This window comes from Extibacter muris, assembly GCF_004345005.1.
GTDB classification, from domain to species: Bacteria; Bacillota; Clostridia; order Lachnospirales; family Lachnospiraceae; genus Extibacter; species Extibacter muris.
Genome location: NZ_SMMX01000023.1, coordinates 17,950 through 43,218 on the forward strand (window position 1 = coordinate 17,950; position 25,269 = coordinate 43,218).

General features: G+C 53.6%; 19 protein-coding genes and 2 tRNA genes. 13 read left to right on the forward strand and 8 right to left on the reverse strand.

The genetic code is table 11. The features are described from left to right. Positions 1–5: 5 nt before the first annotated feature. The 5 genes from E1963_RS17450 to E1963_RS19830 all read right to left on the reverse strand — a co-directional run bounded on the left by E1963_RS17450 (position 6) and on the right by E1963_RS19830 (position 5,060). Entirely contained in the window at positions 6–797 is a 792-nt protein-coding gene (locus E1963_RS17450; protein ID WP_132280800.1) for a hypothetical protein, read from the reverse strand. Continuing rightward, positions 794–1,348 (reverse strand): hypothetical protein, encoded by a 555-nt coding sequence (locus E1963_RS17455; RefSeq protein ID WP_132280803.1) that lies wholly within the window; start codon positions 1,346–1,348, stop codon positions 794–796. Before E1963_RS17455 ends, E1963_RS17450 begins: the two co-directional genes overlap by 4 nt. A 30-nt stretch (positions 1,349–1,378) precedes the next feature. After that, positions 1,379–1,642, reverse strand: a complete 264-nt coding sequence (locus E1963_RS17460; protein WP_132280806.1) for a phage holin — start codon at positions 1,640–1,642, stop codon at positions 1,379–1,381. Between the two features lie 255 nt (positions 1,643–1,897). After that, positions 1,898–4,636 (reverse strand): zinc ribbon domain-containing protein, encoded by a 2,739-nt coding sequence (locus E1963_RS17465; RefSeq protein ID WP_167482243.1) that lies wholly within the window; start codon positions 4,634–4,636, stop codon positions 1,898–1,900. Positions 4,637–4,655: 19 nt separating this feature from the next. After that, a complete protein-coding gene (locus E1963_RS19830) occupies positions 4,656–5,060 on the reverse strand; it encodes a hypothetical protein (RefSeq protein ID WP_167482244.1) in 405 nt (134 codons plus the stop codon). A gap of 241 nt (positions 5,061–5,301) precedes the next feature. On the opposite strand from E1963_RS19830, the gene E1963_RS17470 reads away from it, so the two are divergent. The 3 genes from E1963_RS17470 to E1963_RS17480 are packed head-to-tail and all read left to right on the forward strand — an operon-like array spanning position 5,302 to position 9,806. Beyond that, positions 5,302–6,624 carry a putative DNA modification/repair radical SAM protein gene (locus tag E1963_RS17470; protein WP_132280812.1) on the forward strand — a complete coding sequence of 441 codons (1,323 nt, stop codon included), beginning with the start codon at positions 5,302–5,304 and terminating at the stop codon, positions 6,622–6,624. Positions 6,625–6,658: 34 nt separating this feature from the next. Continuing rightward, positions 6,659–7,426 (forward strand): TIGR03915 family putative DNA repair protein, encoded by a 768-nt coding sequence (locus tag E1963_RS17475; RefSeq protein ID WP_132280815.1) that lies wholly within the window; start codon positions 6,659–6,661, stop codon positions 7,424–7,426. 25 nt (positions 7,427–7,451) lie between these two features. After that, positions 7,452–9,806, forward strand: coding sequence for an ATP-dependent DNA helicase (locus E1963_RS17480; RefSeq protein ID WP_132280818.1), 2,355 nt, complete (start codon positions 7,452–7,454; stop codon positions 9,804–9,806). A 7-nt stretch (positions 9,807–9,813) separates the two neighbouring features. Here the strand turns inward: E1963_RS17480 and E1963_RS17485 are convergent, their stop codons facing one another. Further along, on the reverse strand, positions 9,814–10,710 hold the full coding sequence (locus E1963_RS17485) for a LysR family transcriptional regulator (protein ID WP_132280822.1): 897 nt from the start codon (positions 10,708–10,710) through the stop codon (positions 9,814–9,816). A 97-nt stretch (positions 10,711–10,807) separates the two neighbouring features. Between E1963_RS17485 and E1963_RS17490 the strand changes: the two genes are divergently transcribed. From E1963_RS17490 to gdhA, 4 genes are all read left to right on the forward strand, one after another. Further along, a complete protein-coding gene (locus E1963_RS17490; protein ID WP_132280825.1) occupies positions 10,808–11,527 on the forward strand; it encodes a TIGR01906 family membrane protein in 720 nt (239 codons plus the stop codon). A gap of 99 nt (positions 11,528–11,626) precedes the next feature. After that, entirely contained in the window at positions 11,627–15,424 is a 3,798-nt protein-coding gene (locus E1963_RS17495) for a phosphoribosylformylglycinamidine synthase (RefSeq protein WP_132280828.1), read from the forward strand. 329 nt (positions 15,425–15,753) lie between these two features. Further along, positions 15,754–17,091, forward strand: coding sequence for a hypothetical protein (locus tag E1963_RS17500; RefSeq protein WP_132280831.1), 1,338 nt, complete (start codon positions 15,754–15,756; stop codon positions 17,089–17,091). Between the two features lie 308 nt (positions 17,092–17,399). Continuing rightward, positions 17,400–18,734, forward strand: a complete 1,335-nt coding sequence (gdhA, locus tag E1963_RS17505) for an NADP-specific glutamate dehydrogenase (RefSeq protein ID WP_132280834.1) — start codon at positions 17,400–17,402, stop codon at positions 18,732–18,734. 123 nt (positions 18,735–18,857) lie between these two features. Here gdhA and E1963_RS17510 read toward each other — a convergent pair. Both E1963_RS17510 and E1963_RS17515 read right to left on the reverse strand, forming a co-directional pair. Next, positions 18,858–18,931: transfer RNA gene (locus tag E1963_RS17510), tRNA-Met, on the reverse strand. A 44-nt stretch (positions 18,932–18,975) separates the two neighbouring features. Continuing rightward, positions 18,976–19,048: transfer RNA gene (locus tag E1963_RS17515), tRNA-Val, on the reverse strand. A 206-nt stretch (positions 19,049–19,254) separates the two neighbouring features. Here E1963_RS17515 and E1963_RS17520 point away from each other — a divergent pair. The 6 genes from E1963_RS17520 to E1963_RS17545 all read left to right on the forward strand — a co-directional run bounded on the left by E1963_RS17520 (position 19,255) and on the right by E1963_RS17545 (position 24,965). Further along, positions 19,255–19,605, forward strand: coding sequence for a hypothetical protein (locus E1963_RS17520; RefSeq protein WP_132280837.1), 351 nt, complete (start codon positions 19,255–19,257; stop codon positions 19,603–19,605). A gap of 4 nt (positions 19,606–19,609) precedes the next feature. After that, positions 19,610–20,158 (forward strand): 2-C-methyl-D-erythritol 2,4-cyclodiphosphate synthase, encoded by a 549-nt coding sequence (ispF, locus tag E1963_RS17525; RefSeq protein ID WP_132280839.1) that lies wholly within the window; start codon positions 19,610–19,612, stop codon positions 20,156–20,158. A gap of 133 nt (positions 20,159–20,291) precedes the next feature. Then, positions 20,292–21,290 carry a GNAT family N-acetyltransferase gene (locus tag E1963_RS17530; RefSeq protein WP_132280842.1) on the forward strand — a complete coding sequence of 333 codons (999 nt, stop codon included), beginning with the start codon at positions 20,292–20,294 and terminating at the stop codon, positions 21,288–21,290. Between the two features lie 18 nt (positions 21,291–21,308). Then, the gene (gene aroD / locus E1963_RS17535) at positions 21,309–22,064 is read left to right on the forward strand and encodes a type I 3-dehydroquinate dehydratase (protein WP_132280845.1); all 756 of its coding nucleotides are present in this window, start codon (positions 21,309–21,311) and stop codon (positions 22,062–22,064) included. A gap of 164 nt (positions 22,065–22,228) precedes the next feature. After that, entirely contained in the window at positions 22,229–22,936 is a 708-nt protein-coding gene (locus tag E1963_RS17540) for a response regulator transcription factor (protein WP_132280848.1), read from the forward strand. Next, entirely contained in the window at positions 22,908–24,965 is a 2,058-nt protein-coding gene (locus E1963_RS17545; protein ID WP_132280851.1) for a sensor histidine kinase, read from the forward strand. The genes E1963_RS17540 and E1963_RS17545 overlap by 29 nt, the downstream gene beginning before the upstream one ends. The last annotated feature ends 304 nt before the right edge of the window (positions 24,966–25,269 follow it).

Consider the following 25,269-nt stretch of genomic DNA (forward strand, 5'->3'; position numbering starts at 1 on the left):
CCGGGTCAGTTTGTAGTTGTAATGTTCTTGAACCATAAGTTGTAGTCGAACTTATTCTCCTTGTCTCCCCATACGGAGACAGAAGTTCTGCCGGATGCGTAGATCTCATTGTTGCGCAGCCGGGCAAATGTATCCCAGAGTTGGTAGACGGTCATATCCCACACGTTTGTATAATTAATGCTGCTGTGCATGGCACAGACGGCAGAGATGATGTTGGCAAGCTCAAGGTCGGCATTGGCCTTGGGCCTGATACGGTTCTTTTTCTTGCGCTTCTGCATTTCCTGATACCGGGCCAGACCCTTTTTGTTTTTTACCCTGGCAGGGTCTACGGTATCTTTCGTATCTATGTGTCCGAACTGCAGGATGATATCACAGACCTCCAGGTAGTTGCCCTTGTGGATGGTTCCTGTGATATGGATGCTGTCTCTGCCTTCCTCATCTTTGACGGGGCGGAAGACGACGAAGGCATCCTTTGACGTGTCATAAAGGACACGCTCCTCGAAGAAGAAGTCGAAGATGGCGGAAAAGGACTGCTGCAGAGCAGTGCTGCTGGCGGCGATATCGTACATGGTCAGACACGACAGCTGTTCCTCGTTCAGGTGGTCGTACCAGGGTTTCAGGCTTTCATTCACTTCTGTACAGTATTTTTCCGGGGATATGTTAAGAAGTGCGAGATAAGTGGAGTAGACCCGCCCGGTCACTTTGGAGACGTCTCTGAGCTTAAGCGGCCGGATGCTGCCCACGCCTTGTATGGCAAATGGCGCGGGGCTGATCAGGTCATAATAATCGAGCTTCATCGCGCCACCTGCCCCTTCGGACTGATTGGCATCTGGCAGATGGTGTAGCTCAGAGACTTTCCATAGAAGCGCTCGTCCTGCCACAGCGAAGTGACCGGCTTCTCTTCCGCGAGCTGCATCATACCGGTGCCGAACGTGCGAAGAAGTGTCTCATCTGCAGTGACGGCGCGGTGGATGGCTGCCAGAGCCATGTCGATCCGGTTGCCGGACAGTCCGTAGGCCGATGCGTATTCCTGCTTCATGGCCTCTGTCATGCGAAGCATGCTGCCGCGGGCGTATGCATGTATGGTGATACGCACCTGCAGGGCAGCGCCGGCAGTGAGCGGGGCCTCTGTCTCAAGGCAGAGGAATGCCTGGTCTTCCTTAACAGAAGCAGGCGGCACTGCGGTGTCGAAGCAGTGGCAGGACGTCCAGTTCTCTTTTGGCGAGAGCTGGCTGTCGTCAGGTACAGGCATGATCAGCTTCTGTACGAGTTCGTCTTCAAAGAACAGGTCCGAAAGGGTGTCCTTTATCTTTCCGAGCGTTTCCAGCGGGTTCTTGCTTCTTTCCATTCTTTCACCTCCTTATAGTGTGTGCAGGTTTCATGGCTGTTCTTTCTGCTTTGGCTGATCATAAGTCAGGGCTTTCTGGCTGTCCGAGACGCCTTCTGTCGTCGGGTCCGTGACGATGCCGAGCAATACGAGCAGATTGATTACCATTCCTGCGGTCTCTACCAACTGGGATTCAGAGACGGGGGGAACGATACTGGCCATACCGAGAAGCTGGTAGACGAGTGAGAGGAGCGCCATGATGATGGCAGTCAGCGTCACCTTGTTGCCAAGACGCAGTTTCCAGTTGATGTGCATAGACATCCACCTCCTTTTATAATTGTCCAGATGCATCTGTATTCTTGACAGAAGGAAAGAGAGCCGGCTTCTGATAAGCCGGCCCTCCTTCCGGAGAAAAGAATATGAAAAGAAGTGTGTGGGTATGTTCCCTTGTAGGCGAATTGGGAAAATATGGTTCCAGCCCTCGCTGCTTCGGTGGTTCCGGCACGTCCGAACAAGAACATGTGTTCTGATAGAGCTGGAGAAAGCTAGATTTTACAAGGGGTCTGGGCATTATGAAACGGAAATTGCTGCCTGCTGATTCTGCCGGCGCCTCTCATAAGCCCGCCGGTTCTGCTCCTGCCGGAGCTTCTTCTGGTGCTCCTGCCGGTGGAGGGGGCAGCGGCACGTCTTCGTATCTTTCGCGTCCACTTCCACCGGGCAGCCGCAGTCGATGCACACTATCGTCTTCGTCCCTGCCGGGCGGTACGTGCCGCAGCCGGTACAGTACTTCTGGTTCGGCGACGTGGGGACGAAGCGGGTGCCGCAACGCTCGCACTGGATGCTGCCCTCCGGCAGATTGCGTTGCAGGTTGCTGACGATGACAGAGCCGAAGCACTGCCAGAGCAGCTCCTTGTGGGGCGTCTTCTTCCGGTACAGGTGCTTGACGAGCATGTCGCAGATCTCTGCCTCGCTGTAGCTGAAGCCGAGCAGCTCCTTGCGGACCGCCGCAATGACGTAATCTACGTTGTCTGCGCTGCCCGGGTTCAGCCGGAAGTGGTACTTCCGGTTCAGCCGGTCATACGCCTCGATAACCTGGTCGTCAATCTCGATGCGGGGTCGGGACATCAGCTTCGTATAAGAGAATTTACCAAAGTTCTTACCTCCGAGCCGGATAGGGCGGTAGCGGATCTGTTCTTCCAGCCGGTCTACAAAGCCTGTGCCGGCCGGCTCTACCTGGCCTTCCGTCTTGTCCTTCGCATACAGGAAGAAGTGGGGCAGCCTGCCCTTCGTATAGGTGCGGATTAGGGCATCGGTCTCCTTCGGGCGGTACGGCATGTACTGGGTCTTGGCCATATCGATGCAGAAGTTGTTCTCCATGCAGAGCAGCTTGATGACGCGGAGCGCCTCCTCCTTCTCCTCCTCCGTCACATGGGCCCAGTCCACGCTGTTGAATATCTTGGAGATGCTGTTGCTGTAGCGTCCGATATTGCCCCCTCTGTAGGCGGCGCTGATGCCTTCGTACAGGACTTCCCGGGACAGGGGCACAGGCCGGGCCTTCTTCATCTCATAATAGAGGGGGACGATGTCGTCCATAGCCATATTGCGCTCCGCAATCTCCACGAATACGGGGTCGCCTACCACGAGGGAACGGTCGCCGTCCACGTCGAACTGCAGGATCTTCGATATCGGGTCATGGGTGCTCGTGTAGAGGGCGTTTGTCGTAAACCAGCGGGCGGTGGCTTCATCTTTTATATTCCTGCGGACCGCGTGCTCCCGGTACAGGTGGGGGCTTCGCAGGCAGTCCACCTTTTTGCCGGCGTAATACAGGCGGCAGCTCACTTCCCCGTCCGCCAGCAGCCCTTCCGGTTCGGGGATGCCGAGGAACAGGCGCTCGCAGAAGGCGTACAGGTCCGGTACGATAAACGTATACTTGCCCGAGATCTCCAGCTTGCCGGAACGGTATTCTTTTACAAGGCTTTTCTTAATCTCCCTGAGCCTTGCCCGGATATACTCGTCGGCAATCATCTCCGGATAGAGGAGGAGCGCCTGCTGGAGCCATGTCTTGTCCGGGTTGCCGGGGACCGCTCCGAAGACGCGCAGTATCGTCCTCTTGTCGGAAGAGAGCTTCTCCAGCGTGTAAAGAGAAGGCCGGATGAGATAGGCGGCCTCTTCTTCCGTAATGTCGGTGAGCGTCTGCAGCATCTGGTAATTGAGGGTGGCATCGGGAACATAATCTTCTTCCATGTTGCAGATGCCGGCCTGGCATCCATAGTCCTCGAAGTACGTCTGGTACTGTTCCCATGAGGTGTAGAAGCGGCTCATCTTGAACTGGCTCTCGGTGAAGATGATCTGGATGCGGTCGGCGAGGATATCCCACCGTTTCCCGTAGATATCCGTGACGACAGGGGAAGCGCCGTGTTCGCGGATGAACCTGACGAAGTTGAAGGAGGCGAGCAGCCCCTTCACCCAGGGGAGGCGGACCATGAAGTTCTTCCGGGACAGCCGGGGAAGTATCATGCCGCAGCCGTCCGTGTGGGGGATGGGGACATCCGTCTCTTTCCGCTCGATCGTATAAGTGTCGTCATGGATGAAGTCCACCCTGCAGCGCACGGAAGTCTCGAAGTCGGGCACGACGATGCATCTTCTGATGTCGAAGCCGGTCCACGGCTCTGTGGCAGAGTTGGACAGGGCGAGATAGGCAAGGAACTTGTTGGCGTTCATACCTCCCCGCTCGTTGATTGCCGGAACGGTGAGTCCGCACATAAGCGGCTTTTCTATCTTCTTCCAGAGGCTCTCCTTTATGAAGACGGTCTTCTTCGTCCGGATCTGCCCGGCCGATGAGGTAAAGTAGATATATTTTTCCCGCTTATAATAGAAGCCGTTGACGATAAGCTGACGGATGACGTCGTAGAAATAAGTCTGGACGACGATGATACCGGTCGTGAGCTCGCCGGCTTTCATTCCGGCCGTGCGTGTGAGGGCAGATTCAAAGACAGAGATGATCCTCGTATCTGTCAGCTTTTCTTCCGGGAGCGTGCGTACGATACCGGGGTCGGAGACGAGCTCCTCTGCCAGAAGTGCTTTATAGCTCTTGATCTTACTGTTTACATGGGTGCGCAGTGCCTCATACTTCTGCATCGTATCATCATCATAGCCGTCTGTGGAGGCAGACTTAAGCGCAGCCTTATGCTTCATGTAACGCGCCATTGCGCGATGCAGCCGTTCTTCCTTCTCTGTATAGAAGCAGCCGGTCTCTAACGAATAGATATGTATCTGTCCAGACAGCGCGCGGTTTCGTTTCTTTTTCATCACTATTCCTCCCTTACCTTTATGATTGACGGGGTCTGTCCTCCAGCCAGAGGACCCACATACGGTCCTGGGGACAGTAGCGGGAGCAGAGCCTGTCGTGCTCGTACGACAGCAGGTCCCGGATCTGGTACGTGAACCAGGCGTAAGCCGTCTCCTTGGCCCGAAGCTGCGAAAGCGTGTCATTGATATACAGGGCGTATGTCTGCCAGTTCGTGGCGCCATCGTACGTGCCATACCGGCTGCCGCCGTAAGCCGGCCCGGATGTATAGCTGCCGGACATGCGCTTCTGTCCGGAAGGGCGCACCGTCTGCTTCATGAGCCGGAACTTCTGCTGCCACTGTGCGTCTGTCATATGGACGGACGGGGCGGCAGAGCCGGGGCTTGTGTATACGTACATCGTGTCTTTCAGTTCCTGGATTGTCACAGGTATCACCTCCTTCGTAGAAAAAAGTATGTATAGTGCGAAATTCCAATCATACAGTCGATTCTGTTTGGACTAATATAACATCGAACATAAGTTCGTGTCAAGCGGTAAAAACATGATGGAAAATGAAAGCAGTTAAATGCAAAAAAGTATTGACAAAGAGAACGTATGTTTGTAAAATGAAAACAAACACATGTTCTCTATGCTTTTGGGGAAGATAAGGATGATACGGAGGCGCATTATGAGAATTCAGGAAACGATGTCCATGTATGACAAGCTGAATATCCTGTCCGACGCGGCCAAATATGACGTGGCCTGCACGTCAAGCGGAACTTCGAGAAGCGGCGACGGGACCGGAATGGGGAGCTGCGAGCAGACGGGCATCTGCCACAGCTTTGGTGCGGACGGCAGATGCATCTCGCTGCTCAAGATACTTTTTACGAATGAATGCATCTATGACTGCAAATACTGCATCAACCGGAGGAACAACGATGTGCCGCGGACCTCCTTCACCCCGGAGGAGATCTGTACGCTGACGATGGAATTCTACAGGCGCAATTACATCGAAGGGCTGTTCTTGAGCTCGGGCATCCTGAAGAGCCCGGACTATACGATGGAGCTGATCTATGCCACGCTGTTCAAGCTCCGGAAGGAATGCAACTTCCAGGGCTACATCCATGTCAAGGCGATTCCGGGAGCGAGCCAGGAGCTTGTAAGGAGGGTTGGCTTTCTGGCGGACAGGATGAGCGTGAACCTGGAGCTTCCGACGGCAGAGAGCCTTAAGCTGCTCGCACCCCATAAGACGAGGAAGAACATACTGGCTCCGATGCGGCTCGTGCAGAACGGCATGGCGGAGAACAAGTACGAGATACAGGCGTACCGGAATGCGCCGCGGTTCGTCCCTGCGGGGCAGAGCACGCAGATGATCATCGGCGCCACGCCGGAGAGCGATTACCAGATTATGCAGGTGGCGGAGTCGCTGTATCAGAAGTTCGGTCTGAAACGGGTATTTTATTCCGCGTTTATCCATGTCAATGAAGACGCCACCCTTCCGGCCCGGACGGACGAGGGCCCTCCGCTGCTCAGGGAGCACAGGCTCTATCAGGCGGACTGGCTGCTGCGGTATTACCAGTTTGAAGCGGCAGAGCTTCTGTCGGAGGAGCATCCGAACTTCAACGTGCTGCTGGATCCGAAGTGCAACTGGGCGCTGAAGCATCTGGAACAGTTCCCGGTGGAAGTCAACCGGGCGGACTACAAGATGCTGCTCCGCGTGCCGGGCATCGGCTACAAGTCTGCCGTGCGCATCGTGAAGGCGAGGCGGCTCGGGACGCTGGGCTTCCAGGACCTGAAGAAGATAGGGGTCGTCCTGAAGCGGGCGCTCTATTTCATCACGTGCAGCGGCAGGATGATGTATCCGACGAAGATAGAGGAAGATTATATCACGCGGAACCTCCTGGATACGAAGGAAAAGCTTCCGGACGGGGTCACGGGGATGACATACCGCCAGCTTTCCCTTTTCGACGATATGAGGTTCGGCTCGGCAGGCGCGGTGAGCCTGCGCTGAGACAGGTTAGAATGAAGATACGGGGAGAGAGGACATGAAGACGATCTATATCTGCACCGATACGGTTACCGGCATATTTTCCGGCATATACGACGCGTGGAAGGCGGAAGGGGAAGAGGACACGTGCGGGATAGCGCTGCGGGGGGCGCTGGAGCAGCAGCTCTTCTGCGACTATGTGGAGACGGTGGAGACGGAGCATAAGGCGGTGGTCGTGGAGGCGATGATCAAGAAGAACCTGGGGCGTCCTGCCTACTGGGATATCTACCATGCCGCGCTTGCGGCGGACGGGGGCAAGGGGGACGCCATACTCGGCACGATGCTGGCGGCCAGAAGGCTCAGGGACAGCAGGAGGATTATGGAGCATCTGAGCCACCCGGCAGTGGAGAAGGTGTTCGAGCTGAGCCGGACGGTGGGCGGCGAGGCGCATGCGTTCAAGGGGTTCCTGCGTTTCCGGGAACTGGTGAACGGGGTGCTCTTTGCAGAGATTACGCCGAAGAACCAGGTGCTCACCTGCCTTGCGCCTCATTTTGCGGACCGGCTGCCGCAGGAGAACTGGATGATATACGACAATGCGCACAAGACCTTCGTCGTCCATGAGGCGGGCAAGAAATGGGTGCTCGGGCTGAACGAGCAGCTTGACATAGACGCGGTCCGTAACATATCGGACAGGGAACGGGAGTATGCCCGCCTCTGGAAAGGCTTCTTCCATACGATTTCCATAGAGTCAAGAGAGAGCCGCAGCAGGCAGTTACAGCATTTGCCATTGCGGTTTCAGAAAAATATGGTAGAATTTAATCATTGACTATGTTCAGGAAAGAAGAGATTGTATGGAACAGCCATTGATTCGAATATCCGTACGCAGGCTTGTGGAGTTCATCCTGCAAAGCGGCGATATAGACAACCGGATGGCAGGCGCGGACAAAGACGCCATGCTGCTCGGCGGGAAGATACACCGGAAGATACAGCGCCAGATGGGAGCGGATTACCATGCGGAAGTGGCACTTAAGCATGTCATCGGCTGCCGGGGGTTCGACCTGCAGATAGAAGGCAGGGCGGACGGCATCATCGATACGCCGGAGGGGACTGTCGTAGATGAGATCAAGGGGGTGTTCAAGGAGCTGCACCTTCTGGCCGAGCCGGTGGAAGTGCATCTTGCCCAGGCAAAGTGTTATGCGTTTATGTACGCAGAGCAGAACGGACTGGACAGGATCGGCGTACAGATGACCTACTGCAACATGGAGACAGAAGAGCTCAAGCGGTTCCAGTCCGTCTATGGGGCAAAAGAGCTTAAGGACTGGTTTTTTGAAGTGGCAGGCAAGTATGAGAAATGGGCCAGATATGAGATTACATGGAAGGAAAAGCGCAACGCTTCGATCAAAGGCGTGGAATTTCCCTTTGCATACAGGGACGGACAGAAGGATCTCGTCTCCTCCGTCTACCGGACGATTCTGAGGAAGAAGAAGCTGTTCATACAGGCGCCCACCGGTGTCGGCAAGACGATGGCATCCGTGTTTCCCGCTGTGAAGGCAGTAGGGGAGGGGCTTGGGGAGAAGATCTTCTACCTCACGGCCAAGACGATTACGAGGACCGTGGCGCAGCAGGCATTTGAGACGCTGAAGGAGCAGGCGCTCCGGTTCAAGGTGATTACGCTCACCGCAAAGGAGAAGATCTGCTTCTGCGAGGAGGCCAACTGCAACCCGGATTACTGCCCGTATGCAAAAGGGCACTATGACAGGGTGAACGATGCGGTGTATGAGCTTATCACCACCTCCGATGACATGAGCAGGGAAGTGATAGAGGAGCAGGCGCGCAGATGGAACGTCTGTCCGTTCGAGATGGGGCTTGACGTGTCGCTCTGGGTGGACGGCGTCATCTGCGACTACAACTATGTATTTGACCCGAATGCACATCTGAAGCGCTTCTTCGGCGACGGCATGAGCGGCGAGTACCTCTTCCTTATCGACGAGGCCCACAACCTTGTGGAGCGGGGAAGGGAGATGTACAGCGCCGCCCTGTACAAAGAGGATTTCCTGGAGATAAGAAGGCTCGTGAAGCAGGAGGATCCGAAGCTCGCCGGACGGCTGGACGAGTGCAACAAGCAGATGCTCGCCCTGAAGCGGGAATGTGAGACGTATCAGGTGCTGGACAGCGTATCCCACATCTACCTGAAGCTGATGAATCTCATGGCGGAGCTGGAGCGGTATCTGGAGGAATGCACGGAGGAAGAGAAGCGCAAGAAAGTGCTCGACCTATACTTCGACGTGCGCATGTTCCTCGGCATCTATGACAGGCTGGATGAGAATTATCTCATCTACTCGGAGCTTGAGGATTCCGGCAGGTTCAAAGTCCGCCTTTTCTGCGTGAACCCGGCGGCGAACCTAAAAGAGTTCCTTGAGAAAGGGAACAGTGCCATATTCTTCTCTGCCACGCTTCTGCCGATGCACTATTATAAGGAGCTTTTAAGCACCGAGAAGGACGACTACGCCATCTATGCATTATCACCTTTCGAGGAAGAGCACCGGCTGCTTCTGCTCGGGACGGACGTGAGCACCAAGTATACGAGGCGGAGCGAGGACATGTACCGTCGTTATGCAGAGTATCTGAAGCAGGTGGCGGAGACGAAGAAGGGGAACTACATTGCCTTCTTTCCGTCCTATCAGTTTATGGAGCAGGTATATGTACAGTTCCTCTCTTTGACGGAAGACTGTGGAGATATCGAATATGTCATGCAGTCGCAGTATATGTCAGAGGAGGCAAGGGAGATATTTCTCGAGAATTTTGAGGAGGAGCGGGAGAAGAGCCTCATGGGCTTCTGCGTCATGGGCGGCATCTTCTCCGAGGGCATCGACCTGGTAGAGGACAAGCTGATCGGCGCGGCCATCATCGGAACCGGGCTTCCTCAGGTGTGCCGTGAGCGGGAGCTTCTGAAGACGTATTTTGACGGGAAAGGATACCGGGGCTTTGATTACGCCTACCTGTACCCGGGTATGAACAAGGTGCTGCAGTCGGCGGGACGCGTCATAAGGACGGATGAGGACCGGGGCGTCATCCTCCTGCTGGACGAACGGTTTGGCGACGTAAGGTACCGGGAGATATTTCCCCGGGAGTGGAAGACGGTGTGGTACTGCAGCCTGAGGAATGTAAAGGAGCAGATGCACCGGTTCTGGGAACCGGAAGGATGATGCAGCCTCACTTGCGTGCGCCGTCCGTTCCGGTCAGGCAGTGCAGGAATTCTCCCACGGCTTTTGACACCGGCATATGCTCGTTGTATGCCACGGCAAGCTCCCGCTGCGGCAGCTTTTCTTTCGTCTCTACGGTGAACAGGCCTGTGGACTTGTGCGGGATGCAGTAGTCCGGGATGAAGGCGATTCCAAGGCCGATGCTTGCCAGGTCGATGAGCAGGTCGTTGCTGCTCAGCTCGATCTCCGGGACGAGGTCGAGCTGGTGCTGCTGGAACAGGGCGTGGAGGAATTCGCTCGTCGTGCTCTTCTTATCGAGCATGAGGATCGGATATTCGAGCAGCTCCCGGAAGGACAGGACCCGGCCCTTCAGGGAAGAAAAGGCTTCATTCGCTATGAAGACGTCCCGGAAGGTCTTGATTGTCTTCACCGAGGCCACGTTGCCGAGATAAGAGTTCGGGTAGTTGACGACGATCAGATCTACCTGGCCGCTCTCTAAAAGCTCCGCACAGCGGATGGAAGTGGCATTCGTCACTTTGATATGCGCGCCCGGGAAGGACTTGTGGAACTGTTCGAGATAGGGGACGAGAAAGTAGCGGCATATCGTGTCGCTGGCGCCGATGCGGATCTGGCCGCCGTGGGAGGCGGCGTCCATGATCTGCGTCTCTCCCCGCCTGATCAGGTTGATGGCAGGTTCGATGTGGCGCAGCAGTATCTCCCCCTCCGGCGTGAGCCGGACTTTTTTTGTGCTCCTTATGAACAACGTCTCATCCAGCTTCTTCTCCAGAGCCTTAATGGACTGGCTCACCGCGGACTGGGAGATGTAGAGCTGTTTGGAAGCCTCGGAGAAGCTTAAGCTCACTGCCACATGATAGAACACTTTGTACAGTTCATAATTGATATCCATATATAAGTCCTCCTTATAAATCTGTCCTTTATTATAAGTCAAAAAAGGGTGAATTACAATATGCAGTATGGTAAGATGGAGACGGAGGAGATACGACATGAAGAAATCACATACTATTATAGCGGTAGCGGCAATGCTGTTCCTTATCACGGCCATCCTGATCACGAGCTTCCAGCTTGCGGCATACGGGGACCCGGAGTATAAGTTCTATGAGAAGGAGTATGCCAAATATAACGTGACAGAAGACCTGGGCATGGAGATGCCGGAAGTCATGGATGTGACGGAGCACATGATGGCTTATCTGATCGGGGAAGAGGAGGAGCTGTCCGTCATCACGGATGTGGACGGCAAGAACCAGGACTTTTTCAATGAGCAGGACCGGGCGCATATGGCGGACGTGAAGAACCTCTTTCTTGGAGGGCTTGACGTGCGGACAGCCTGTCTCGTCATATTCCTGCTTCTGACAGCGCTGCTTGCGTTCAGGAAGGCAGATCTGAAAAGGCTCATTCCGAAGGCTTATTCGGCGGGGGTGGGGCTGTTCCTCGTAATCGTCGTCCTGCTCGGACTTCTGTTCGCGTCCGACTTTACGAAATACTTCACCATATTCCATGAGATATTCTTTACAAATGACCTATGGCTCTTCGACCCGGCCACGGATTATATGATACGGATGCTGCCGGAAGGATTCTTCTATGACATGACGATGCGGATCGGGGCGGTGTTTATCGGAAGCCTCGCTGCCGTCTGGATCGTCTTAAGAGTCTGGCGGACCGTCACGGCCAAGAGGGATGCGAAGAAGGACAAGGATGATAAGTGATGCTTATAAATGTGTTAAGTTATATTAATTTCACTAATAATATCAAGTATGTTATGATGGAGCAAGATAACCATACAATTCATGAACGGAGGAAGATCAATGAGCAGTGTAAAACGAGTATATGTAGAGAAGAAGCCGGGCTTTGCCGTACAGGCCAAGGACCTGAAGCATGAGGTGAAGAGCTATCTCGGCATCGGCGGCATAGAGGACGTGCGCGTGCTGATCCGCTATGACGTAGAGAACATATCGGAAGATATATTTGAGAAGGCGCTAAACGGAATCTTCTCTGAACCGCCGGTAGATATGCTGTACAGAGAAGAGTTCCCGGTGAAGGAAGGCAGCAGGATCTTTTCCGTCGAGTTCCTGCCCGGCCAGTTCGACCAGCGAGCAGACTCGGCCGTACAATGCGTACAATTTATCAAGGCGGACGAGCAGCCGGTCATCCGTACGGCCACGACCTATGTCATAGAGGGAACGATTACGGAGGAAGAGTTCGAGGCGGTCAAGGCGCACTGCATCAATCCGGTCGATTCGAGAGAGACGGGGATGGACAAGCCGCAGACGCTCGTGACGGAATTTGAAGAGCCGGACGATGTCATCGTATTTGACGGGTTCAAAGAGATGGACGAGGGGAAGCTTGAGGAGCTGTACGGCTCCCTCGGCCTTGCCATGACGTTTAAAGACTTCCTGCATATCCAGAATTACTTTAAGGCAGAAGAGAGCAGGGATCCGTCCATGACGGAGATCCGCGTGCTTGACACGTACTGGTCCGACCACTGCCGCCACACGACCTTTTCCACCGAACTTAAGGACGTGACGTTCAAAGACGGCGATTACAGGGAGCCGATCGAGGAGACGTACAGGCAGTACATCGCGGACCACAGCGAGATATTCAAAGGCCGGGAAGACAAGTTCGTCTGCCTGATGGACCTGGCGCTCATGGCCATGAGGAAGCTGAAGAAGGAAGGGAAGCTTGAAGACCAGGAAGAGTCGGACGAGATCAACGCATGCAGCATCGTCGTACCGGTGACGGTAGACGGGGCGGAAGAAGAGTGGCTCGTCAACTTCAAGAATGAGACGCATAACCATCCGACCGAGATAGAGCCTTTCGGCGGCGCGGCTACCTGTCTTGGCGGTGCAATCCGGGATCCATTGTCCGGCCGTACTTATGTATATCAGGCGATGCGCGTGACAGGGGCGGCAGACCCGACCGTGTCCGTGAAAGATACGATGAAAGGGAAGCTGCCGCAGAAGAAGCTCGTGCGGGAGGCGGCCCACGGCTACAGCTCTTACGGCAACCAGATCGGGCTTGCCACGGGAGCGGTCAAGGAGATATACCATCCGAATTACGTGGCGAAGCGTATGGAGATCGGGGCGGTGCTCGGCGCTGCGCCGAGGCGCGCGGTCATCCGTGAGACATCCGACCCCGGCGACATCATCGTCCTGCTTGGAGGCCGCACGGGCCGGGACGGCTGCGGCGGCGCCACCGGTTCGTCCAAAGTGCACACGGAAGAGTCGATAGAGACATGCGGCGCGGAAGTACAGAAAGGGAACCCGCCGACGGAACGGAAGATCCAGCGCCTGTTCCGCAGGGAAGAGGTGAGCAGGCTCATCAAGAAGTGCAACGACTTCGGCGCAGGCGGCGTGTCTGTCGCAATCGGAGAGCTTGCGGACGGCCTGCGGGTAGACCTTGACAAGGTGCCGAAGAAATATGCCGGCCTGGACGGCACGGAGATCGCCATATCGGAATCACAGGAGCGTATGGCGGTCGTCGTGGACCCGAAGGATGTGGATGCCTTCCTGGCATATGCCAAAGAAGAGAACCTGGAGGCCACGAAGGTGGCGGTCGTGACCGAAGAGCCGAGGCTTGTGCTCTCCTGGAGAGGCAGGGAGATCGTCAACCTGTCCCGTGCGTTCCTTGACACGAACGGCGCCCATCAGGAGACGTCGGTGAGGGTCGATATCCCGAACCGTGCAGATACGATTCTCAGCCGCGAGGAAGTGGCGGATGTGAGGACAAAATGGATCGATACGTTGAAAGACCTGAACGTCTGCTCCCAGAAAGGGCTTGTGGAGATGTTCGACGGCTCCATCGGCGCAGCCTCCGTATTCATGCCTCACGGCGGCAAGTACCAGATGACGGAGACGCAGGCGATGGCTGCAAGGCTTCCGGTGCTTACGGGTGACTGCGATACGGTGACGATGATGAGCTATGGGTTCGACCCGTATCTGTCCACATGGAGCCCGTACCATGGAGCCATCTATGCGGTGACGGAATCTGTCGCCAAGATCGTGGCGGCAGGCGGGGACTACAGTAAGATCCGCTTCACGTTCCAGGAGTATTTCCGTCGTATGACAGAAGACCCGGAAAGATGGAGCCAGCCGTTTGCGGCCCTTCTCGGCGCGTACAACGCACAGCTTGGATTCGGCCTTCCGTCTATCGGGGGCAAGGACAGCATGTCCGGCACCTTTGAGGACATCGACGTGCCGCCGACCCTCGTGTCCTTTGCGGTCGACATCGCCACAGAGAAGGACATCATCACGCCGGAGCTTAAGAAGGCGGGCAATAAGCTCGTATGGCTCCGCATAGAGACGGATGCGTATGACGTGCCGGTCTACAGCCAGGTGATGGAGCAGTACGGCAAGTTTACAGACGACATCCGCAGCGGCAGGGTCGTATCCGCCTATGCGCTTGACCGTCACGGCATCGCAGCCGCGGTGAGCAAGATGGCATTCGGCAATGGAATGGGTGTGAAGATAGAGCACAACGTAGATGCAAGAGACCTGTTCGCCCCTGCGTTTGGAGATATCGTCGCAGAAGTTCCGGCGGATAAGGTCGGGGAGCTTGGCATCACCTATACCGTCATCGGTGAGGTGACGGACGATGCCACGCTTTCCTACAGAGATATGAGCATCGGCCTGTGCGAGGCAGAAGCCGCCTGGACAGAGCCGCTGGAGAAGGTGTTCCCGACCAGATCTGAGGCAGAAGGAGGCCCGACAGCGTTCTTCGTGGCCGGCAAAGAGACGGAGGCCGGCCGGCTCGGGGAAGACGGGTGCTTCCATGCCACCGGCGTCCATGTGTGCACGCACAAGATTGCGCAGCCTACGGTATTTATCCCGGTATTCCCGGGAACGAACTGCGAGTACGACAGCGCGAAGGCGTTCGAGCGCGCGGGAGCCAAAGTCATCACGAAGGTATTCCGCAATATGGACGCCGCGGACATCACCGATTCCGTGAGCGTGTTCGAGAAGGCCATCGGACAGTCCCAGATCATCATGTTCCCGGGCGGATTCAGCGCGGGAGACGAACCGGACGGTTCCGCCAAGTTCTTCGCCACTGCATTCCAGAACGAGAAGATGAAGGAGGCGGTGCGGAAGCTTTTGAATGAACGGGACGGCCTCGTGCTCGGCGTGTGCAACGGATTCCAGACGCTTATCAAGCTCGGCCTCGTGCCGGAAGGAGATATCGTCGGACAGAACGCAGATTCCCCGACGCTCACGTACAATACGATCGGACGCCACATATCCAAGATGGTCTACACGAAGGTCGTGACAGATAAGTCGCCATGGCTTGCCAAAGCCACCCTTGGAGGAGTATACACGAATCCGGCGTCCCACGGCGAGGGCCGCTTCGTGGCGGATGATGAGACGATTGCCCGCCTGTTTGCAAACGGACAGGTGGCAACCCGGTATTGTGACCCGGACGGCAATATAGGCATGGACGAGGAGTGGAACGTGAACGGCTCCTACTATGCCATCGAAGGTATCACAAGCCCTGACGGACGGGTGCTCGGCAAGATGGCCCACTCCGAGAGGAGGGGCCGCTCTGTGGCGGTGAATATCTACGGAGAGCAGGATCTGAAGATCTTTGAATCCGGCGTGGAATATTTCAAATAACAGTGATAAGCTGACTGCAAGACAGGAAACGTATCAAACAAGAATAGCAAGCTGCTGCCCGGCGTTGTGCCGGGCAGTTTTTTGTACCATAGGATACTTCGTTCCCTATGATACAAAAACCCTCCGGGGGATGCGCACTCGCTTCCGCGGAAGAAATCCCCCCAAAGGTCGGATGCGCTCGGGGCAAAGAGTCCGCTTGCGGACTCTTTGTTCTGAAATATGAAGGATAGGCGCAAAGTATGAAAATACACGGATAAACGGGCCGCGGCCTGCTATAATGGTGCAAACGGGCGGAGACGTTCATTAAGATAAGGGCAGGTGATTCCAGGATGTATACCTATGAAGAAAAGAAAAGGCCGCGTTCAAAAGTGAAAGCGTTTCCGAGCCATTCTCCTGTAATTCAGGCGAAGCTGGCAGGCGGACTGACGCAATTAAGCAGTGAGGACATATTAGCAAAGCTGGAAGAAGACTATACGTATCCTCCGGGAAACAGAGCATTATACTTAAGCATTATAGAGGCATGTATAAACACACCGAACAAAGAATACACCGAGCTGAGGCAGATTGCGGACGTGCTGCATCTGACTCCTGTTTATAATGATACGGAGCTGGAAAGCATCATCGCGCCCTTATACGAGAAGGAACGGCTGCCAGGGCGCACGGACATTGTCCGCACTATATTGGAACATTATTCTGAGCGCTTCAGCTTGAAAAGCATAGACCGATTAATGGCTCTTTCCGAATTCTCCATAGACCTGCAGGAGATAATACATAACAATCTATTCCTGTATTACGGGCGGACAGCTGAACGGATGCAAAGCGATCTGGCCAGGGCACAGACTGCTTATGAACAAGCAGAGGAGGCGTATCATAAGCATACTGCGGAAAAAGCACCGTCAAAGGAATCTTCATCCACCTCTCCGGCTTCTTCCCCCGCTGCACCACCTCCGCCTCCGATTGGGGATTTTCGGCTCGTTGAATTGGGGAATGCAAAGAATAGAGCCCGCCTGCAAATAAGAACTCTGGAAAAAAGCATCGAGGATATAACGGCTGAGAACCAACTGCTGAGACGTATATTTACCTTCAGCCCATTCCGGCAGAATACAGAGATTCCTCCGGCTCTGGACATCGGGGCCTTTACCGTGCGACATTACACAACCGTTGAAGAGCCGACCTTTACCTCTATCCGGTCTGCGCTTTCTCTGGGAGTGGCGGAGGCCGGGAGCATGAAAAAATCTTCCGGACATACGACGGACAGGGACTGGAATACCTTCGGTAATATTGGCAATACTTTTTTTCTCTTATTTGTTGGAGGTCATCCCGTATGCAGGCAGCCTTTCTTAAACGGTACGAAGCATTATGTTGAGTTTCCCCTCGGACATTTTGACATGATGTGGGTCTCCAGCGACTGGCTGGACACGCGGGCGGTAAAGGGCGATTCCTTCTTAGGCACGGGTCCGAAGATTCACAGGCAGCTCCTGGCGGTGGTGAAGAATTACTGTGACCAGTGTAAGGCGGTTTCTCCTTCGGCTCCTGACTTCTTACGGCTTACCCCTGCCGGATTTGCGGAAATCCTCGGGAGCTTATACAATAACTTTGAGGTAAAGGTGCCGGGCTGCGTTCCGATAGGGCAAAACAAGTGGGTCCCTTCAGACTTCAGGCGATAGCTATAGTGCACGGTCCACTGGAATGTAGCATACGGCTCCCGGGGGACAGGGAGAAAAATAAGTACAATATGAAAATGCAAAAGTGGTAAAATGCAAATTGTTAACAAAAACTCATAAAAATTGCATAAAAAAGCGGAGATTTGCAAGAACCAAATGGAAAAGTTGCAAAAAAGTGAAAAAACCTGAAAAAAATTCTTGTCATTTCCATAGGAATACTTTAAGATGGTAAATGGACAGAGACGTCAGAGGGATAGTCCGATACACGATCTGCCCGCCTGATTAATATAAAAACCAAGGAGGAGTTTAGTATGTCTTATGTTGATGAAGTGCTGGAAAAAGTAGTTGCCAAGAACCCGGCGGAACCGGAGTTCCACCAGGCTGTGAAGGAAGTGCTGGAATCTCTCAGAGTAGTGGTGGAAGCAAATGAGGAAAAGTACAGAAAAGACGCGCTGTTAGAGAGGCTTGTGGAGCCGGAGCGGCAGTTCAAGTTCCGTGTGCCGTGGGTAGATGACAAAGGCCAGGTACAGGTGAATACAGGATACCGTGTACAGTTCAACAGTGCAATCGGCCCTTACAAAGGAGGCCTTCGCCTTCATCCGTCTGTCAATCTTGGGATTATCAAGTTCCTAGGGTTTGAGCAGATCTTCAAAAACTCTCTGACCGGCCTGCCGATCGGCGGCGGAAAAGGAGGATCTGACTTCGACCCTAAAGGAAAATCAGACAGGGAAGTCATGGCATTCTGCCAGAGCTTCATGACAGAGCTGTGCAAATACATCGGTGCGGACACGGATGTACCGGCCGGAGACATAGGAACCGGGGCAAGAGAGATTGGTTATATGTTCGGACAGTATAAAAGGATCCGCGGCGTATACGAAGGGGTACTTACCGGCAAGGGCCTGAGCTACGGCGGCTCCCTCGCAAGAACGGAAGCGACAGGCTACGGCCTGCTCTACCTTACGAAGGAGATGCTGAAGATTAACGGCCATGACATCGCTGGCAAGACGGTGGCGGTATCCGGTTCCGGAAATGTTGCGATCTACGCGACGCAGAAGGCGCAGCAGCTGGGAGCGAAAGTCGTGACGGTGAGCGACTCCAACGGATGGGTATATGACCCGGACGGAATCGATGTATCCGCGCTCAAGGAAATCAAAGAAATAAACCGTGCAAGGCTGACAGAATATAAGAACTACCGTCCGAACTCCGAATATCATGAAGGGCGCGGCGTATGGTCCGTAAAAGCAGATATCGCGCTGCCATGCGCGACGCAGAACGAACTTCTGATCGATGACGCGAAGCTGCTGGTTGAAAATGGCTGTATCGCGGTGGCTGAAGGAGCCAACATGCCTACCACGCTCGAGGCGACGGAATACCTGCAGAGCCATGGCGTGCTCTTTGCCCCGGGCAAGGCAGCCAATGCAGGTGGAGTTGCCACATCTGCTCTTGAGATGTCACAGAACAGCGAACGGCTGAGCTGGTCATTCGACGAAGTAGATTCCAAGCTCCAGGGCATCATGATAAATATCTGCCACAACATGGCGGATGCGGCAAAACGCTACGAAGCCGAAGGCAATTATGTCGTTGGTGCCAACATAGCAGGATTTGAAAAAGTAGTAGAGGCGATGACCGCACAGGGCATCGTGTAGAGGAAGCATGGGGTCAGGCCCCTATGGAATAAAACTTATACATGTGTAAGTTTCAGATTCCATAGGGGCCTGACCCCATCCCAGCCCATCAAAAAAATCCATCGTGACCGATGGATTTTCAAGTAGCGGGAACTGGATTTGAACCAGCGACACTACGGGTATGAACCGTATGCTCTAGCCAACTGAGCTATCCCGCCATATGTGTAATTGTTACAGGAAAAGACAAATCTTTTCTTGCAAATGGGACCAATAGGGCTCGAACCTATGACCCTCTGCTTGTAAGGCAGATGCTCTCCCAGCTGAGCTATGATCCCATCTTATAGGTTGTCTTCCCGCAACCCGCTTTGCTATTATACTATTGAAATCAGGAATATGTCAACACTTTTTTTGAGGAAATTTGTAATTTTTTTCCGATGTGCATTTTCCGCCGTTATTGCATTCAATATAAGTTTATGATATAGTTTTTTTAATCGGCCAAAGCGAGGATAAATGTACAAAAAACAGGAGGTTACAGATAAATATGCCAAAAGGACGTTTCGTATTCCGGCTTATTACGGGAGGCTATCTTGCGTATCTTGGAATCGGGCTCATAAAAGATGCCCTGACAGAGATGCCGGAGAATTATGTGTGGTATACGGTGGCAGGAGCGGCATTCGCCGTGATTGGGCTTGGATGGCTCTTGACGGGTGTCAGGATATTACTGAAAGAAGGGTTTCAGGAGTCGGACGCAGATAAGGAGGAAGAGGAAGTGGAAGAACTGCCGGAGGAAGGACATGACGATGCCCTTCCCGGGGATAAGGAAGAAAACATGGTAGAAACTGCAGAAGGTGGAAATAATATAGAAAAGGCTGGCGAAGAGGAAGAGGAGTAATGATATGCGGGTAGGAATGGGCTATGATGTTCATAAGCTTGTGGAAGGAAGAGATCTGGTAATCGGCGGGGTAACGATTCCTTATGAAAAAGGGCTGCTCGGCCACTCGGATGCGGACGTGCTCTTACACGCTATTATGGATGCGCTGCTTGGAGCCGCCGCTCTTGGGGATATCGGGACGCATTTCCCCGATACGGCTCCTGAATATGAGGGGGTGTCAAGCCTGAAGCTGCTGGAGCGTGTCGGAGAGCTCATAGAAGAGGAGCTGTACGTCATCGGCAACATCGATGCGACGATAATCGCACAGCGCCCGAAGATGGCTCCCCATATAGAGGACATGCGGGAACATGTCGCTGCCGCGCTCCATCTGGAGACAGGGCAGGTGAATATAAAGGCCACCACAGAGGAAGGTCTTGGATTTACAGGAAACGGGGAAGGAATATCAGCACAGGCGATAGCAGGCCTTGAGACGATAGCGAATGCAAGTTATGCGGTAGGACCGGCAGAAAGCGGCTGCGGAGGGTGTTCCGGCTGCCCGCGCAACAGAATGTGACGACAGGGAAGATAGATTGCGCAGCGCGCAGTCTATTTTCATACACAGGAACCTCACAGGATGAGCGGAACCGGTTCCTGTGACAGGATAACGTGCCGGCGCTGGCCGGCATCCGAAAAAGGAGGGGACATGCATGAATATGAGAAAACTGCCGGCAGAAGAGCATATACGGACAAGGCGGCTATATGAAGAGGTGTTTCCCGATGACAGCCGGGAATTCGTAGATTACTATTATGCCGAGAAGATAAAAGACAATGAGATATATGTGATAGAAGAAGACGGGGATATCCAGGCGATGCTCCATCTCAATCCATATAAGATGTATGTAAATGGCCGGGAGCAGACGGCCCACTATATCGTAGCGGTCGCCACGAGGGCGGCCTACCGGAAGAAGGGGCATATGAGGGAGCTGCTGACCGGCGCCCTCCGGGACATGTACCGGTCCGGAGAGACATTCACGTACCTGATGCCCGCCGCGGAATCCATATATCTGCCCTATGATTTCCGCACCGTATATGAGCAGGAGAGACGCTTCTATACAGAGGCAGACGAGGGGCAGAAAGATACGACCATCCGCGCACTCCAGGACGAAGAATGCGGGGAGCTTGCGGCTGCGGCGAACAGGCATCTGGCACAGCATTATGATGTGTTCGCCTTACGAAGCGCAGCTTATTATGAGAGGCTGAAAAGAGAATACGCAGCGGACGGCGGAACGCTTATGCTGTACCGGAAGGAAGGCATGATAACCGGCTGCCGCCCTTATGTTCCGGAGCAGGACACGGACAGACCGTTGATCATGATACGCATCGTGGATGCAGGGCGGATGCTCATGAGCCTGAGCCTTAAGAGCCTGGCGGCGGTATGCTTTCGCATCACGGATCCGGTCATCGAGGCGAACAACCGGTGCGTCGTCCTCACAGGGACAGAGTATTCCGGCGTAATGCTGATGGAAGGAAAGGAAGAGAACAGCGAAGGGACGGTTGATATCTCTACGCTGGGCGAGATTGTCTTTGGCGCGTGTACGGCGGAGGAAGCGTGCCGCAGAGAAGGCGTAGAGATGACGGAGCGCATGAAGGCTGAGCTTGATAAGATCTTACCTCTGTCACATATATATATCAATGAAGTCGTTTAGAAGGGAAAGGAGAACAAGATGAGACCGGTAACCGTCAGAAATATCAAAATCGGCGAAGGGCGTCCGAAGATATGCGTCCCGATCGTGGAGAAAGAAAAGGAGGGAATCTTGGCACAGGCGTCGGCTATCGCGGGACTTCCGCTGGATATGGCAGAGTGGAGGGCCGACTGGTACGAGGATGTACAGGACAGCGGCAAGGTGCTGGATACGGTGCGGGAACTCAGGAAGGTGCTCGGAGAGATTCCCCTTCTTTTTACGTTCCGTACGGCGGCGGAAGGTGGCGCCGCCGATATAGCCGCAGAGGCGTACGCAGAGTTATGCGCGGCTGCTGCGCGGTCAGGATATGCGGACCTTATCGATGTGGAAGTGTTCACGGCCGGAGTGCTGGCACAAGACATTGTGAGAGACGTACATCGTGCAGGCGTCAAGGTGGTGGCTTCAAACCATGACTTCCATAAGACGCCTCCGAAAGAAGAGCTGCTCAGAAGATTCCGGCATATGAAGGCATTGGGAGCAGATATATGGAAGATAGCAGTCATGCCACAGTCCGGCCGGGACGTCCTGACGCTTCTTGACGCCACGCTCACCGTGACGGAAGCAGAGGACAGCAGTCCGGTCATTTCGATGTCCATGGCGGCACTTGGTGCGGTGAGCCGGCTGTCGGGAGAAGCGTTCGGTTCATCCGTTACATTCGCGGCAGCAGGCAAGGCATCCGCCCCGGGGCAGATAAGCGTAGAAAAGATGTCTGAAATGCTGGATATCCTGCGTATATGAGGCCGGCCGGTGCAGTCAACTTTAGAAATTCTTTCGTTTTTTATAAAGCCTCCCTTTAGAATACGGTCGTAAAGTAATATTACGGGGACCAAAGGGAGGTGTTATTTATGAATATCAATCTGGCTGAGGCCATGAAGAACATATGAGATGAGGAGCGGACGACGATGGAGATGAATCATGTATTGATAGTGGAAGATGACAAGGAAATCAGGGAAGGTGTAGAGATATACCTGAAAAGCCAGGGATATGAGGTGTACCAGGCGGCTGACGGCAAAGAAGGGCTGGAAGTCATCGAAAGGGAGGACATACATCTGGCGATCGTGGATGTGATGATGCCCAGGATGGACGGCATCACCATGGTAGTAAGGCTGAGGGAAAAGCATGACTTTCCCGTCATCATGCTGTCGGCCAAATCAGAAGAGGTGGATAAGATCATGGGGCTTAACATCGGTGCGGATGACTATGTCACAAAGCCATTTACTCCGATGGAGCTGCTGGCGCGGGTGAATTCCCAGCTCAGAAGATACCGGAAATTTGCAGAGAAGCTGAACGCAAAAGAGGACTCTTCTAACATCCACGTAATCGGGGGCCTGGAAATAAATGAAGATACGGTAGAAGCAGCGGTGGACGGGGAGCCGGTAAAGCTGACGCCAATCGAGTATAAGATACTGCTGCTGCTCATGAAAAGCCCCGGAAGAGTATTCTCAGCAGAAGAGATCTATGAACGCGTATGGAACGAACGGGCCATAACGACGGATACGATCATGGTCCATATCCGTAATATCCGTGAGAAGATAGAGATCAATCCAAAAGAACCAAAATATTTGAAGGTGGTGTGGGGCGTTGGATACAAAATTGAAAAACAGGCATAAACTTGCCGTAGCATTAATTATCATCATCATATTACTCTCCTCCTGCATCATGATCGGCCAGTACGGCCAGTCGTACGATGAAAGCCGCAAGACGGAGGAGAGGGTAAAGGAAGAATATCTCCAGTCCGAGGATTTCCTGAACCTGTTCTTAAAGAGCAGCTATGTCCTCTACAACATAGAGGAGGCGGGAAATTTCCAGGACAGCAGTCTGGATGAAGACTACCCGTCGCTGACGGAGTATTTTAAAGAGATATATCCGTATACGGAATATCAGGTCCAGGACGGCAGCGGGAAGGTAATCGGCAAGAGCCTGACCGGCACCTCCGAAGAACTGAAAGAGGCGGATCTGGATAAATACGCGATCGGAATCGTAATCTCATATGACAAGAATGGCACAGCCACTGTAAAGACGGTAACAGGCGACTACAGGGACGGCCAGATGACGGAACTGAAAAGGCTCATCAGCAGCCCCGACAGCGATAACATGTATTCCGACTATGCGATGGAATACAATGTCGAGGAGCTGAGCAGACCTGCAGACAGGACCTATACTTATGTGATGACGAAGCAGAATGTCAACGACTACCTGGAAGAATCGCTCAGCTATTACGGCTTTGCCCCTGATGCAATCGTATATGGCATATCTGTACTCATCCTGCTCATGTGCCTGGCTGCCGTGTATTTTCCAAGCCGCCCGTCCTTCCATACTGGGGACGAGATGATATTCCACGCGCCGCTCGAGGCGGCAGTCGGAGTACCGCTCGTGGCGTTCTGTGCGATCATGGCCAATGTAGACGCGATTCTGGGCAGGAGGAAAGGTATACCGGATATGCGGGACTTCATGCTTTGGGCAATGTTCTTCGCATCGGTCTATTGGGGTGCATGCTGCCTGCGGCAGATAAAAAAGATGGGCATCCGGGAGTATGTGAAGGAGAAAGTCCTCGTGCTGCAGCTCTGGCATGGGGCGAAAGGGCTGCTGGAACGCGCATGGGGCTGGTGCAAAGAGAAGATAAACAAGCTGTACCGTTCCATGGATGAGATTGACTTCAACGACAGGAACAACAAGATCATCATCAAGATCGTGGTTGCCAACTTTATCATCCTGCTCGTGCTCTGTTCGCTCTGGCTGTTCGGAATCATCGGCCTTATCGTATATTCCATCCTGCTTTTCGTCGTGCTCAGGAAGTATTTTAACGATCTGAAGGATAAGTATGCACTTCTTCTGGAAGCCACGAATAAGATTGCGGAGGGGAATCTGGATACGGAGATTGAAGGGGACCTTGGAGTGTTCAGCCCGTTCCGGACAGAGATCGAGAAGATACAGAACGGTTTTAAGATGGCTGTAAACGAGGAGGTCAAAAGCCAGAAGATGAAGACGGAGCTTATCACGAACGTCTCACATGATCTCAAGACGCCGCTGACTGCGATCATCACCTATGTGAACCTTCTGAAGGAAGAGGAGGACGAAGATAAGCGCAAGTCCTATATCCAGGTGCTGGAGCAGAAGTCGAACCGGCTGAAGGTGCTCATTGAAGACCTGTTCGAGATAAGCAAGGCGAGCAGCGAGAATGTGACGCTGGATCTGGTCAATGTAGATATCGTCAATCTGTTCAAACAGGTCAAGCTCGAACTGGAAGATAAGAGTGAAGAGGCGGGCCTGGAATTCCGCTGCAGCTATCCGGAAGAGAAGCTCGTTCTGAGGCTGGACAGTCAGAAGACCTACCGGATATTTGAGAATCTTCTAGTGAATATCGTCAAGTACGCCCTGCCTCATACGAGAGTGTATATCGAGCTCGTACAGGAGGGAGAGGATGCGGTAGTCCGGATGAAAAACATATCGGCTGCAGAGCTTGATTTCAATCCGGAAGAGATTACCGACCGTTTCGTGCGGGGAGACGCGTCCAGGAACACGGAAGGTTCCGGCCTGGGGCTTGCCATCGCGAAGAGCTTTACGGAACTGCAGGGCGGCAGGCTCAGGATAGAGACGGAGGCAGACCTTTATAAAGCAGAGATACGCTGGAAGATGTAAGCTGCCGGATGATAAGAGTATCTTATGAAAAAAAATATTATAATTTATACGAATCGTTATCTGGGGCTATACTATATACGAAAGTCTAACTATTAAAAGTCAAGACCTAAATTGAATTTTTTGAAAGATTTGCAGAAATGCATTTCAGATAAATCAGTACCCTGAAAACTGCATGATAAACAGAGCATCTTTAAAGATGCTCAAAAAAAGGAGATATGGGTTAGAAAGGCTTATGTAGCTGTGATATATGCCTGCCCGGATTTTTCCAACTGATAGATAACTCGCACCAGTTTCTTTGCAGCAT

Bases quoted from the DNA above. Each gene is read 5' to 3' on its own strand.
- E1963_RS17450 (WP_132280800.1), bottom strand. From the start codon at position 797: ATGAAGCTCGATTATTATGACCTGATCAGCCCCGCGCCATTTGCCATA.
- E1963_RS17455 (WP_132280803.1), bottom strand. From the start codon at position 1,348: ATGGAAAGAAGCAAGAACCCGCTGGAAACGCTCGGAAAGATAAAGGAC.
- E1963_RS17460 (WP_132280806.1), bottom strand. From the start codon at position 1,642: ATGCACATCAACTGGAAACTGCGTCTTGGCAACAAGGTGACGCTGACT.
- E1963_RS17465 (WP_167482243.1), bottom strand. From the start codon at position 4,636: ATGAAAAAGAAACGAAACCGCGCGCTGTCTGGACAGATACATATCTAT.
- E1963_RS17470 (WP_132280812.1), top strand. From the start codon at position 5,302: ATGAGAATTCAGGAAACGATGTCCATGTATGACAAGCTGAATATCCTG.
- E1963_RS17475 (WP_132280815.1), top strand. From the start codon at position 6,659: ATGAAGACGATCTATATCTGCACCGATACGGTTACCGGCATATTTTCC.
- E1963_RS17480 (WP_132280818.1), top strand. From the start codon at position 7,452: ATGGAACAGCCATTGATTCGAATATCCGTACGCAGGCTTGTGGAGTTC.
- E1963_RS17485 (WP_132280822.1), bottom strand. From the start codon at position 10,710: ATGGATATCAATTATGAACTGTACAAAGTGTTCTATCATGTGGCAGTG.
- E1963_RS17490 (WP_132280825.1), top strand. From the start codon at position 10,808: ATGAAGAAATCACATACTATTATAGCGGTAGCGGCAATGCTGTTCCTT.
- E1963_RS17495 (WP_132280828.1), top strand. From the start codon at position 11,627: ATGAGCAGTGTAAAACGAGTATATGTAGAGAAGAAGCCGGGCTTTGCC.
- E1963_RS17500 (WP_132280831.1), top strand. From the start codon at position 15,754: ATGTATACCTATGAAGAAAAGAAAAGGCCGCGTTCAAAAGTGAAAGCG.
- gdhA (WP_132280834.1), top strand. From the start codon at position 17,400: ATGTCTTATGTTGATGAAGTGCTGGAAAAAGTAGTTGCCAAGAACCCG.
- E1963_RS17520 (WP_132280837.1), top strand. From the start codon at position 19,255: ATGCCAAAAGGACGTTTCGTATTCCGGCTTATTACGGGAGGCTATCTT.
- ispF (WP_132280839.1), top strand. From the start codon at position 19,610: ATGCGGGTAGGAATGGGCTATGATGTTCATAAGCTTGTGGAAGGAAGA.
- E1963_RS17530 (WP_132280842.1), top strand. From the start codon at position 20,292: ATGAATATGAGAAAACTGCCGGCAGAAGAGCATATACGGACAAGGCGG.
- aroD (WP_132280845.1), top strand. From the start codon at position 21,309: ATGAGACCGGTAACCGTCAGAAATATCAAAATCGGCGAAGGGCGTCCG.
- E1963_RS17540 (WP_132280848.1), top strand. From the start codon at position 22,229: ATGGAGATGAATCATGTATTGATAGTGGAAGATGACAAGGAAATCAGG.